Below are 12079 nucleotides of genomic sequence, written 5' to 3' on the forward strand. Positions count from 1 at the left end.
GCGCACAGTACACGGCCGGGCTCCCACAGCCCGGCGTCTACAAGCGAGCCCGCGGTTTCGACCCCATCACTGGTCCCCGAGGCGCCCTCTAATGGCGGGTTGCTGCGTGCAATCCTGCGTCGCCTCCGGCGGCGCGAAAAGAACGAAGCTGTTCGCGAAGCGATCGAGGAGCTGATCGAGGAGACGCCGGAGAGCGATACGCCGATCAGTGAAGATCAGCGCGTTCTCCTCGCCAACATTCTGAAGCTGCGCGACAAGACCGTGGCCGACGTCATGGTGCCGCGGGTCGATATCTCCGCGATTGCCGCCGATACGCCGCTCGACGAGGTCGTGCGCCTGATCCAGGCCGAAGCGCATTCGCGCTACCCGATCTATCGCGAGTCACTCGATGATGTGATCGGCATGATCCACATCAAGGACGTGCTGGCCTACTGGGGCACCGCCAAGAAATTCAATCTGCGGGATATTCTTCGCCGCGTCGTTTTCGTCGCGCCGACCTTGCCGGTACTCGACATGCTGCTCGATATGCGCCGCTCGCGCACGCACATGGCGCTGGTGGTCGACGAGTTCGGTGGCACCGACGGGCTTCTCACCATCGAGGATCTCGTCGAGGAGATCGTGGGTGAGATCGAAGACGAGCACGACGTGGCGCAGACGCCCACGGTCGCACGTCGCGTCGATGGTACGATCGACGTCAACGGCCGCACACCCATCGGGCTCCTCGAGGAGGAGATCGGCCGCGTCCTGTCCGACGACGAGCGGCGCGAGATTGACACCGTGGGCGGCCTGATCTTCTCGCTGCTCGGCCGCATTCCCGAGCGCGGTGAAGTGGTTCGTCATCCCTCTGGTGTCGAGTTCGAGATTCTCGACGTCGATCCCAGGCGCATTCGCCGCCTGCGAGTCCGGCCGCCGACCCAGTCGGCGCCGGTCGCCTGATCGCAGCATCATCGTGAAGAACCTCACGGGCTGGCGCGCCGCCGGCGTCGCCTTCATCGCTGGCGCCTTGGCCGCGCTCGCCATGCCGCCGTTGCAGTGGCTGCCGTTGGCCGTCCTGGGTGTCGTGGTCTTCGTCTGGCAGTGGGATGCGGCATCAGGCCCCAAGAGCGCGCTCTGGCGCGGATGGGCCTGGGGTCTCGGCCATTTCGCGGTCGGGTCCTATTGGATCCTCGACGCCTTCTTCGTGCCACCGGCCGACTACGCCTTTGCGGGGCCGCCGATCGTGATCGGATTGGCCGCGCTTCTGGGATTCTTCCCTGGCCTCGCGGGTGCAGCGGCAAAGTCGGCTGCGCTGCGCTGGCCGCGGCTCGGTGGACGCCATTGCCGGCTGCTGCTGCTCGCCATCGCCTGGACGGCGACGGAATGGCTGCGCGGACATGTCTTCACCGGCTACCCATGGAACCCGCTCGGCCATGTCTGGGCCTTCGCCACACCGCTGATCCAGAGTGCCGCGCTGTTCGGTGTCTATGGGCTAGGCCTTATGAGCTTCCTTGTGCTTGCTGCCCCGGCGGCTGGCTGGCGGGCATCGATCGCGGCACTGGTGCTGGTTGGTCTTGCGGGCTTTGGTGGACAGATGGCCATGGCGCCGGTCAACGCGGCCGAAGGCCCGCTGGTGCGCATCGTGCAGCCCAACACGCCCCAGGCGGAAAAGTGGCTGCCGGAGAATCGCGCGACACAGTTGGCCAAGCTCGTGGAGATGAGCCGGCGTGCGGGCTTCGATCGGCTGAGCGCCGTGGTCTGGCCGGAGACGGCGCCGCCGTTCATCGTCGAACCAGGCTCACCGGCCCTCAAGGTAATGGCTGCGGCCGCTCCGCCGGGCGGCTATCTGCTCACTGGTGCGGCGAGAGGGACTGGCATCCGGGGTGATGGCGTCTGGAATTCGCTGCTGGTGATCGATCCTACGGGCGCGATCGTGGCGCACTACGACAAGGTCCACCTCGTCCCGCTCGGCGAATACATCCCCTTCCATCGCCAACTCGCTCCGGTTGCGGGCTTCATCGGTCGCGGCTCGTTCGAAGAAGGCGAGGCGCGGGTAACTCTGGACCTGCCGGGCCTGCCATCGGTCTCGCCGGTGATCTGCTACGAGGTGATCTTTCCGGCGGCGGTCACCGGCCCGGGCGCCCGACCGCGCTGGCTGCTGAACGTCACCAACGATGCCTGGTTCGGCCTGTCGAGTGGGCCCTACCAGCACCTCGCCAGCGCCCGGATGCGGGCAGTCGAGGAGGGGCTACCCATGGTCCGCGCCGCCAACACCGGCGTCTCGGCCATAATCGATGCTTATGGCCGCGTGCTAGCTGCACTTGATATGCAGCAGGAGGGGGTCATCGATCACCCGCTGCCGGTGGCCCGTGACATGACGCCCTACGGGCGGTGGGGCGACTGGGTTCTGCTCGTCCTTCTTGCAGCCGCCACAATTGTGCTGGTTGTCTCATCTCGTTTCGCCAAGTCTGAAAACGCTTAGAAATTCAGGCGCTTAACGAACAAGGTTCGGCTTGCATTATGCTCGAAAGGGGCTAAAGTGATATGCGACATGCGCGCATAGATATGCATTTCTGCACATGTGAAGTCGGGACGGTTTGAGACGCCCGTTCGGCACTTTTGTGCCGAAGCGGCGTTTAACCTCGTGATTTGTATCCGGAAAGATGGGGACCCCATGGCGAGATCGCATCCCGTTGATGTTCACGTCGGAGCGCGTATGCGCCAGCGACGCACTCTCCTTGGCATGAGCCAGGAGAAGCTCGGGACGGCGGTCGGCCTCACCTTCCAGCAAATTCAGAAGTACGAACGTGGTTCAAACCGCATCGGCTCCAGCCGGCTCTTCGAATTCGCGAAGGTGCTGGACGTACCAGTCTCCTATTTTTTCGACGAGATGCCGTCCAATGCTCTCGCCGGTCGGCCGATGTCAGGCCGTGGCCGCAAGAGCGGCTTCGGCGAGGCGGCCACGCCGTTCGAGCAGGAGAAGGATCCGCTGATCAAGCGCGAGACGCTCGAATTGGTGCGCGCCTACTACAAGATTCGCGAAAGCCGCGTGCGCAAGCGCATCTTCGAGATGGTCAAGGCAGTCGGAGCGGCCAGCCATGCCGAGGTCCTCGGGGGCCGCAAGGGCCGCAACAAGGACTAGCGGTCGCCGAAAGGCCACCGCCTGAGGCATGCGAGCCTCTTGATTTCTCCTGTCAGTTGGAGTTTTTAACGGCGCGGCTTCGATGGTCGAAGTCGCCGCGGACGGATTTGGACGACTTGCCACCGCGCTAATAAAGGCTAAGCCGGACGTTGGCGGTCTTTCCGCCCTGCCCGGGAGTCCAGCGACAACCGTGGAGGGCTTAAAGTGGCGCTCAAAGACTATATTTTCACCAGCGAGTCGGTTTCCGAAGGCCATCCGGACAAGGTCTGCGATCAGATCTCGGACGCCATTCTTGACGCGTTCATCGCCAACGACGTGAAGCTCGGCCATGCCGACGACAGCCACGCCAACACCCGTCTGGGCTGCGAGACGCTGGCTACGACCAATAAGATCGTGATCGCTGGCGAAGGCCGTGCGTCGGAGCCGTACATGAAGAAGTACGGCAAGCACACCATCGTGAACCGCGAGGCCATCTCCGAGATCGCCCGCGATGTGGTGCGTGACATCGGCTACGACCAGGACGGCTTCTCCTTCCATGGCGCCGACATCGACGTGCTGCTGCACGGTCAGTCGCCGGACATCGCCATGGGCGTCGATGCCAAGAAGAAGGGCGGCAATCTCGGCGAGCAGGAGGGCGCGGGCGATCAGGGCCTGATGTTCGGTTTCGCCTGCCGCGACAGTGAGGAGTACGAGAAGGGCTCGTTCATGCCGGCCCCGATCTATTTCTCGCACAAGATTCTCGAGGTGCTGAGCAAGGCGCGCCGCTCGGGTGAGCTGCCCGACCTGCAGCCCGACGCCAAGAGTCAGGTGACGGTGCGTTACATCGACGGCAAGGCCGTCGGCGCCACCAAGGTCGTGGTTTCCACGCAGCACCGCGAAGCCAACAAGAAGGGCAAGAAGTACAACTCGGGCATGATCCGCGAGATGATCGCCGGTCACGTCGAGAAGTCGCTGCCGAAGGGCTGGATGCCAAAGAAGGCGGCCGACTTCTTCGTCAACCCGACGGGCAACTTCGTCGTCGGCGGCCCCGATGGCGATTGCGGCCTCACGGGCCGCAAGATCATCGTCGACACTTACGGCGGCTATGCCCCGCATGGCGGCGGCGCCTTCTCGGGCAAGGACCCGACCAAGGTCGATCGCTCGGCTGCCTATGCCGCGCGCTATCTCGCCAAGAACGTCGTTGCTGCCGGCCTCGCTGATCGCTGCCTGATCCAGGTGGCCTATGCGATCGGCGTCGCCGATCCGATGTCGCTCTATGTCGACACGCAGGGCACCGGCAAGGTCGACGAGCGCAAGCTCGAGAAGATCCTTTCGGACCTCTTCCCGCTGCGGCCGACGAACATCCGCCGCTCGCTCGAGCTCAACAAGCCGATCTACCGGCGCACTGCGGCCTACGGCCACTTCGGCCGCAAGCCGGAGAAGGACGGCGGCTTCTCCTGGGAGCGCACCGACCTCGTGCCCGAACTGAAGCGCGCCTTCAGCGCCCGCTAAAGCGGCAAGCCTACTCTTCGAAAGGCGCGCGGGGTTCTGCCTCGCGCGCCTTTTGCTTGAGGACTCGGCGCCAACTAATTGAGTCTTAATGTCTTTCCGGGTACCCTCCGGAAATGGCTCCGCTTGAGAACGGCGGCTTTCAGCAGTCCCTGTGGGACAGTGCGAGCCGTCCCCGCGTCGACTCGCTCATGAGGGCCCTGCTGTACATCGCCCAGCAGATCGGCCGGCCGGTGAGCGAAGCCGATGTGCGGCGCCTCGCGGCGGTTCCGGCTTCGGGCCTGGATGAAGCGGCCTTCCTGATGGCCGGTTCGCGACTTGGCCTGGCCGCCGATGCTGTCGATCTCACGATAGCGAGACTAGACGAGCTGTCTCTGCCTTTTGCCCTGCTGGCGCCTGATCGGACAGTGCATGTCGTCGTCTCCGGTCGGGCCCATCGCTGGACCGTCCTCGACGTGGTCGAGGGCCGCGCCTGGCAACTCGGTGACGACGAGCTGTCGGCGCTGGGCTCGCGTGCATTGGTGTTGCGTGAGCCCGCGCTCAGGCAGGCAACAGAGCAATGGTACATGCCGTTGTGGGCGCGCGTGCGGCCTGTCGTGCTCAAGCTCGCGGCCGCCTCGTTCCTGATCAACGTGCTTGGTCTCCTGACACCGCTCTTCGTGATGCTAGCCGTCAATACGGTGATCGGCCGCCATCCGCCGGAGAGCCTGTCGTCGGTGATGACCGTCCTCTGCATCGGCATGCTGATAGCCTATGCAGCGGATTTCGGTCTGCGTGTGTCGCGTGGCTGGCTGTCGGCGCGGACTGGCGCGCGGCTCGATGCGCTGATGAGCGCGGAGGTGTTGCATCACCTCGTGGCGTTGCCCTTTCGGCACTTCGAGCGCACGCCATCGGGAATCATTGCCGAGCGGTTGCGTCAGCTCGACGTGTTGCGCTCCTTCCTCACTGGCCAGATGCCGGTGCTGGCGATCGATCTTCTCTTCGTGGCGCTGTTCCTCATCGCCACCTTCGCCATCAGTACCATCCTGGGACTCGTTGCCGCCCTTGCCGTTCCCGTGCTGATCGGCGTGTCGCTCGTCATGCATCGTGCTCAGCGCCGGCTGGCCGATGAAAGTTTCCAGGCGCTCGCGGCCAAGAGTTCGACGCTCACCGAGACGGTGACCAATGCCGCCACTATCAAGGCGCTGGGGCTCGAAGCCGAGGTCGAGAGGCGCTGGCAGACGCGGGTCGAGCAATCAGCCCACACCAGCTTGCGCGCCAACAACTTGGCCAATATCGCGGCCAGTGCTTCGGGCACCTTGCAGCTTGTGGCGTCGCTCGCCATCGTCGTGATCGGTGTCGGCGAGATCGCCGATCATCAGCTGACTGTCGGCGGGCTGATCGCGGCCAACATGCTGGCGGCGCGAGCTCTGCAGCCGATGCGGCAACTGGTCGGCGCCTGGCACCAGCTTCAGGCCGTGGGAGCTGCCTTCAAGCGTATCGACGAGTTGATGAGCGAACCGGTAGAGAGCCCGCCGGGCGAGTTCGCGCCCATGCCGCCACTGGCAGGCGACATCACGCTCGATCGTCTGACTTACCGCGCCGACGAGCGCGGGCCGGCGATCCTGCGCGATGCCGACCTCAATGTGATGGCGGGTGAGATCCTGGGCATCGTCGGACCTTCCGGTTCCGGCAAGAGCACCATCGCCAATTTGATTCAGGGCCTCGTGCTGCCAATCGATGGCCGCGTGCTGGTCGACGGCACCGATATCGCCCACATATCGCCAGCGCAATTGCGTGCGCAGATTGGCGCCGTGCCGCAGGACGTCCAGCTCTTCACCGGGTCGGTGCGCGAGAACATCGCGATGGGTGTCGCCGACAAAGATCCTGGCCGCGTCGTTGCAGTCGCCAAGTTCGTCGGTGCGCACGAATTCATTCAGCGCCTGCCGCAGGGCTACAACACCGTGCTGGGCGAACGCGGGCAGGGCCTGTCGACCGGCCAGCGCCAGCTCCTTTGCATCGCGCGCGCGTTGATCCGCAATCCGCGCATCCTGATCCTCGACGAAGCCACCAGCGCGCTGGATCCCGCTACCGAGGAACAGCTTCTGCGCCAGCTCAAGGGCAATACGCGTGGCCGCACCGTGATCATGATCACCCATCGGCTGGCGCCACTCGCCATCGCCGACCGTGTTGCTCTGGTGATGGACGGACGTATCGAGCGCGTCGGTCCGCCGACCGAGATCATGGCCTATGCTCGCATCCGCATGGCCGAGGCGAGCCGCGGACGGACACCCAGTGCTAGGTAAAGTCGGCGAAGTCCGGATCGTTGAGACGGGCGAGCCGCTCCGACGCCAGTCGCGCGCAGTCGATCAGCAATGCCTTGCGCCGGGCCGCAGCCACGGGATGTCGTGACGGTCGGCGCAGGATTTCGCCACCGTAGGCGTCGGCCACAATCAGGCCTACCTCTTGAGCGATCAGCTCCTGCGGAAAGTCGATCGGCACGGCGAAGAAGAGCTGGTCGCACCAAGCGAGGTAGTCCGACCACTTCTGGTCGACACGCCAATCCTCGATCGAAGATTTCACCTCGACGATCGTCAGCTCGCCGTTGGCGCTGATCGCCATGACATCGGCGCGGCGACCATCCGGTAGGGGCAGCTCGAGGAGCACGGAGTAGCCGGCCTGGCGTAGCAACCGGCAGGTGCCGCGACAGACGGCGAGGGTGATCTCGGGGCGCGTCGATCGCGCTGAAGAGGGTGGCGTTTCCACCTATCGGCGTGGCGCCATGAGGCGGGGCTGGCCGTCGTCTTGCGGCAGCTCGGAGGTCGGCTTGAACGCTTGGGCGAGGGCTTCGGCGCGCTTGCGGTCGCGATCGGAAACTTTGTCGGCGAGCTTGTCGCGCGCTGCGCTGGCGTCGGGGCGGCCGCTGCGTTCGGCGAGCAGTAGCCATTTGTAGCCTTCGGCCGGATCAGTCGCGCCGCCAGCACCACTTACCAGCAATACGCCCAGCGCCTGCTGCGCTTCGGTAAGCCCTTGCTGCGCAGCGCGGTTGTACCAGAGCTGGGCTTGCGCCGGATCGCGCGGGACACCGACGCCGCCGAGATAGGCATTGGCGAGCTTGAACTGCGCCGATGGCACGCCGCCGTTGGCGGCGAGTTCGTACCAAGCGATGGCGATCTTCAGCGCTTTGTCGTTGGCAGCTTTGTCGCGTTGCATAGGCATGCGCACGGCAATGTCGCCGAGCGCGAGTGCGGCCTCTGGTACGCCGTTCTCCTGAGCCTGCACCAGCCAGCGATGGGACGCCGAGAGATCTTTCTTGACGCCGGCGCCTTCGGACAGGGCGAGGCCGTAGCGCAGCGCGGCCGTGGGATGGCCTTTCTCCGCAGCACGGCGGAACAGATCGGCGGCGCGCGTCGTATCGGCCGCCACCGGCGGAGCGGCTTCGTCCATCGCGCGTCCGAGGGTGTAAAGCGCATAGGGGTCGCCGTCGGAAGCTGCCTTCTCGAGCCAGGCGCGCGCCTGGACGAGATCGCGTGGCACGCCTTGGCCGCGAAGATAGAGCAGGCCGAGATTGGTCTGGGCGCGGCGATGGCCTTGCTCGGCGGCCTTGGTGAACAGCTCGGCGGCGCGCGTGTCTTTGCGCGGCTGGCCGGCGTCGCCACGGGCATAGACCAACCCAAGTCGGTGTTGGCCTTCGGCCGATCCGGCATCGGCTGCACGTTGGATCAGCCGAAGTCCTTCGGCCGTAGCGCCGCGCTCGATCAGGATGGCGCCAAGCCAGGCGTCTGCATCGGCGCTGCGCAGCGCGCGCAGCGCCTGCTCGGCCGTGGCCACGTCGCCCTGGCGATAGGCCGTGACCGCAGGGCGCAGTGCCGCCGCGACATCCGACGCATCGCTTCGCTGAGCTTGAGCGGCTGTGCTCGCGACGAGCAGCGCCGCGACCAGCGCCGCTCGTGCGGCAATCATTTCGTCTTGAACTGGAAGGCCATCGCTGCGGCCTTGGCCTTCTCGACTTCGTCGGGCTTCAGTTCACGAGCCGCCTGATCGAGGGCGAGCTGGGCGTTGGGTACGTTCCACTTCTCGGCAATGGCGCACCACTTGTAGGCCTCGAACAGGCTCTTCGGTACGCCCTTGCCTTCGGCATAAGCGCCAGCCAACGGGATCATCGCCGGCAGATAGCCGCGCTCGGAAGCATCGAGCAGAAGTGGCGCGGCTTTGCTGAGGTCGAAGAGCTTGGATTCGGCGTTGCCGTAGATGTAGAGGCCAAGCAGGAACTGGGCGCGCGGATCGCGTTCCTTGGCAAGGACCTGCAGGTCCTTTTCCGCCGCGACGACATCGCCGGCTTGCAGTGCCTTTACGGCTTCTTCCATGTTGGCGGAGGCGGGCAGGGCGAGCGCGCCCAACATCACGACAGCGCTGGCCAAAGGAAGAAGAGCACGGCAGGAACGGACAAGGCGCACGGAGAAGCTCCCGATGTCTGTGGCCGGTCGTGCCGGCCGATATTGGCATGACGCCGCGTCGTCTAGCATGGAATTAGGGCTGAAACACGAAACGCCGCCGATCCGCGCGGCACGATCTGTAGTTTGCATTGAGTTCTGACGGCTTGTGCACTGCAAATTCTCATTAACCTATTGCAAACACGACATTTTCTTTCTCGACCGCCTTATTGTGCGCGTTGCCTGCATTCCCCTTCCCGACTATCTGATGAGCGAATTGTGCAGGAATCCTTAGTCTTTTGGAGACCTCGCCAAATTCAGATATGCAATTTTGCAACTAACGGGAGTGGGTTCTCATTTGTTAGGGTGCCCTCATAAGAGACGCTTCAGCGTCGTCGAAATTCATATCTGGAAGGAATTCAAAGCTGGCTGCGCTTCTCTGGAGCGCGCCGTACACCAAGATCCGAATGCCCGCCGGCGGCCTCCCAAGCCGCTCGTTGAAGCCCCCTTCCCACACACCCCAGGGCTTCGACAACCCCACACCCAGGCGGGTTTCTAAGGAAGGCCGGTCGTTCCCCAAGCGGCCGGCCTTTCGTATTTTTGACCTGTTTGCGGGACGTGGTCGACCCTTCCGAGATACTAGTAAAAGGCTGGATCCGCGCCGACGGGCGCATCAATTCTGCGCGCCTTCTGCAATGTCAGATCACCCAAAAACGCCTATCTCGGAGAAAAAATACCGCGAAAATCAGGCATATTATTTGACAAGATATGCATTTTTGCAGATTACGGCGGTGCGGCGGCATGTTAAGATTCAGCCATTAAAGCAAATCTTATTTTATCGGTTCACCTATGAAAATTGTCGGATTCCCAATCGACGTAACGCGTTCGCAGGATGGCCGCATCGTTCGTGGCCTGCGGACCCGCCAAGCCTTGATCCAGGCAACCCTCGACCTCATCCAAGCCGGTGACGTCGAACCGACGTCCGCCGCCATCGCCACCATCGCCGGTGTTTCGAGCCGCGCGCTCTTCCAGCACTTCACCAGCCTCTCCGATCTCTACGCGGCGGCCTTCGATCTTGCGGTCGGCCGCGCCTTCGATGGCAACCGGCCCGTCGACGCTACGGCGCCGCTGTCCCGTCGCATCGAATTGCTGGTCTCCGATCGCGCGCAGCTCTTCGAGGAGTGGCTGCCGGTTTGGCACTTCGCCGAGCGCGTGCGCAGCGTGGCGCCCGCCGTCGGCATGGGGGTCGTGCAGCTTCGCCGGCTTCTACGCGAAAGGATCGCCGCATGGTTCGAGGTCGAACTGAGCAATCTCGATCCAGGCTCGCACGATCTCGTGCTCGATTCGCTCGATCTGGCCTTCGGCCTCGATAGCTGGATGAACATGCGCGAACAGCTTCGTCTTTCGCCGATGCATGCCTCGCGGACCTGGCGTTTCACCGCGCAGGCAATCGTCCTGCAGGCGCTCACAGTTCCCGATCTGCCCGTGGCGGTGGCCTAGTCAGCCACCGAGGCGAAGCTCCTCCCAACACCCCAAAGGCTTCGTTTCAAACCTCCCACACCAGTCACGGGCCATCGCGGAGGCCGGCCGTTCCCCAAGCGGCCGGCCTCTTCCGTTTCGGCAAAGAAAAAGGCGACGGCATTGCCGTCGCCTTCATCTCGAAAGCGCCGATATCGGTTGGGCTTAGTTCGCCTTGGCGCGGAACTTGTCGTGGCACGCACCGCAGGCCTTGCCGGTCTCGCCGAAGGCTGCCGTCAATGCCTCGAGATTGCCCGACCCGGCGGCGACGGCGAGCTTGTCGTAGGCGGCGTCGGCTGCCTTGTTGGCTGCCTGGAAGCCGGCCATGTCGGTCCAGATCGCGGGGAGAGCCTTGGTCTCGCCCTTGTCGGAGCCGGCCGGGAACATCTTCACGAAGGAGGCTTCGAGGGTTTTGAGCTTGGCCGCCTGCTCGACGGCGCCGCTGGTCGCTCCCTTGGCGTCGATGATGCCCTTGATCGCGCGCATCGCGGCGGCGGCCTGCTTGCGGTTCTCCTTGCGCTCGGCGATCACGTCGCCTTGGGCCATGGCGATCGTCGCGCCGCCCACCATCGCACCGGCAGCAAGCGCGCCGATCAGTGCCACAACCAGAGTCTTCCTCATAGGCCATCCCCTATAAATTCAACGGATCGGCGGGCAATTTATGCCTAGCCGATGGGGTATTTGTTGCAGAGGTTGAGCCGGAAGCGAACAAGACTTCTGCGGAACGCCCCATCACGACTGCGTGTGCTGGGACTTGCGTGAAGGGACACCGGCCTGACAATGGCCGCGAAAGGGAGACGAACGATCGCATGGCCGGCAAGACTTCGACACGGATCCTCGTCTGGGATGTTCCCGTCCGTCTTTTCCATTGGACCCTCGCGCTGCTGCTGGTGGTTTCCTATTTCACCGCCCGCGCCGGCGGCGACTGGATGAAGCTGCACTTCTGGTCGGGTTACGCGATTCTCACGCTGCTGTTCTTCCGTATCGCCTGGGGCTTCCTCGGCAGCACGACGGCGCGCTTCTCGAGCTTCCTCAAGGGGCCTTCGGCAGCGCTTGCGCATCTCGGCCATCTGCTGGGCCGCGGTCGTCCGCGCGATGCTGGCCACAATCCGCTGGGCGGCGCGATGGTGGTCGTCCTGATTCTTGCCGTGCTGGCGCAGGCCGCGACTGGGCTCTTCGCCGCTGATACCGACATGGGCATGGTGAATGGCCCGCTGGCCTTGAAGGTCGCGGATAAGTGGGTCGAGCGCGCCACCGATTTTCATTCCTTCTGGATCAACGTGCTGTTGATCCTGACGGGTCTGCATGTGCTGGCCGTTCTCTTCTACCTGGTCTGGAAACGGCAGAACCTGATCGGCGCCATGTTCACCGGACGCAAACCAGCCGATGATGTGGTCGAGCCGGGCGCGGCTACGCCGAAGCTCGTCTTCGTTTCGAACCGCCTCGCGATATCGCTGCTACTGGTATCGGCAGCGTTGGTCTATTTCATCGTCCGCGCGGGCGGCTGACCTGCGCGCGCGGTCTTGCTGGCCCCAAATCACCC

11 protein-coding genes are annotated in these 12079 nt (G+C 64.1%); 7 read left to right on the forward strand and 4 right to left on the reverse strand.

What is annotated here, in order from left to right; genetic code table 11:
• Positions 1–99: 99 nt before the first annotated feature.
• The 5 genes from EPO50_RS14790 (at position 100) to EPO50_RS14810 (ending at position 6891) form a co-directional block, all read left to right on the forward strand.
• Positions 100–936, forward strand: a complete 837-nt coding sequence (locus EPO50_RS14790; protein ID WP_296345270.1) for a hemolysin family protein — start codon at positions 100–102, stop codon at positions 934–936.
• A 13-nt stretch (positions 937–949) separates the two neighbouring features.
• Positions 950–2458 carry an apolipoprotein N-acyltransferase gene (gene lnt, locus EPO50_RS14795; protein WP_296345272.1) on the forward strand — a complete coding sequence of 503 codons (1509 nt, stop codon included), beginning with the start codon at positions 950–952 and terminating at the stop codon, positions 2456–2458.
• A gap of 234 nt (positions 2459–2692) precedes the next feature.
• Entirely contained in the window at positions 2693–3118 is a 426-nt protein-coding gene (locus tag EPO50_RS14800; protein ID WP_296345274.1) for a helix-turn-helix domain-containing protein, read from the forward strand.
• Between the two features lie 204 nt (positions 3119–3322).
• A complete protein-coding gene (gene metK, locus EPO50_RS14805; RefSeq protein WP_296345276.1) occupies positions 3323–4609 on the forward strand; it encodes a methionine adenosyltransferase in 1287 nt (428 codons plus the stop codon).
• A 188-nt stretch (positions 4610–4797) separates the two neighbouring features.
• Positions 4798–6891 (forward strand): peptidase domain-containing ABC transporter, encoded by a 2094-nt coding sequence (locus EPO50_RS14810; RefSeq protein WP_296345278.1) that lies wholly within the window; start codon positions 4798–4800, stop codon positions 6889–6891.
• On the opposite strand, the gene EPO50_RS14815 is transcribed toward EPO50_RS14810, so the two are convergent.
• From EPO50_RS14815 to EPO50_RS14825, 3 genes are read right to left on the reverse strand one after another with little or no spacing between them, the layout of a single operon-like run.
• Positions 6884–7351: an MmcB family DNA repair protein gene (locus EPO50_RS14815; RefSeq protein WP_296345280.1), complete on the reverse strand. Its 468-nt coding sequence runs from the start codon at positions 7349–7351 to the stop codon at positions 6884–6886. The genes EPO50_RS14810 and EPO50_RS14815 overlap by 8 nt on opposite strands.
• Positions 7352–8548: a tetratricopeptide repeat protein gene (locus tag EPO50_RS14820; RefSeq protein WP_296345282.1), complete on the reverse strand. Its 1197-nt coding sequence runs from the start codon at positions 8546–8548 to the stop codon at positions 7352–7354.
• Entirely contained in the window at positions 8545–9006 is a 462-nt protein-coding gene (locus EPO50_RS14825; protein ID WP_296345284.1) for a hypothetical protein, read from the reverse strand. Before EPO50_RS14825 ends, EPO50_RS14820 begins: the two co-directional genes overlap by 4 nt.
• An 861-nt stretch (positions 9007–9867) precedes the next feature.
• Between EPO50_RS14825 and EPO50_RS14830 the strand changes: the two genes are divergently transcribed.
• Positions 9868–10518, forward strand: coding sequence for a TetR/AcrR family transcriptional regulator (locus EPO50_RS14830; RefSeq protein WP_296345286.1), 651 nt, complete (start codon positions 9868–9870; stop codon positions 10516–10518).
• Positions 10519–10701: 183 nt separating this feature from the next.
• Here the strand turns inward: EPO50_RS14830 and EPO50_RS14835 are convergent, their stop codons facing one another.
• Positions 10702–11157 (reverse strand): cytochrome c, encoded by a 456-nt coding sequence (locus EPO50_RS14835; protein ID WP_296345288.1) that lies wholly within the window; start codon positions 11155–11157, stop codon positions 10702–10704.
• A gap of 188 nt (positions 11158–11345) precedes the next feature.
• Between EPO50_RS14835 and EPO50_RS14840 the strand changes: the two genes are divergently transcribed.
• Complete coding sequence (locus EPO50_RS14840; protein ID WP_296345291.1) at positions 11346–12044, forward strand: cytochrome b/b6 domain-containing protein; 699 nt, start codon at positions 11346–11348, stop codon at positions 12042–12044.
• The last annotated feature ends 35 nt before the right edge of the window (positions 12045–12079 follow it).

The sequence above is a fragment of the Reyranella sp. genome (assembly GCF_004297405.1).
In the GTDB taxonomy this organism is placed as follows: domain Bacteria; phylum Pseudomonadota; class Alphaproteobacteria; order Reyranellales; family Reyranellaceae; genus Reyranella.

Excerpts from the sequence above, each read along its gene's own strand:
- EPO50_RS14800 (WP_296345274.1), top strand. The coding sequence starts at position 2,693 with ATGCGCCAGCGACGCACTCTCCTTGGCATGAGCCAGGAGAAGCTCGGG.
- EPO50_RS14810 (WP_296345278.1), top strand. The coding sequence starts at position 4,798 with ATGAGGGCCCTGCTGTACATCGCCCAGCAGATCGGCCGGCCGGTGAGC.
- EPO50_RS14820 (WP_296345282.1), bottom strand. The coding sequence starts at position 8,548 with ATGATTGCCGCACGAGCGGCGCTGGTCGCGGCGCTGCTCGTCGCGAGC.
- EPO50_RS14830 (WP_296345286.1), top strand. The coding sequence starts at position 9,868 with ATGAAAATTGTCGGATTCCCAATCGACGTAACGCGTTCGCAGGATGGC.
- EPO50_RS14835 (WP_296345288.1), bottom strand. The coding sequence starts at position 11,157 with ATGAGGAAGACTCTGGTTGTGGCACTGATCGGCGCGCTTGCTGCCGGT.
- EPO50_RS14840 (WP_296345291.1), top strand. The coding sequence starts at position 11,346 with ATGGCCGGCAAGACTTCGACACGGATCCTCGTCTGGGATGTTCCCGTC.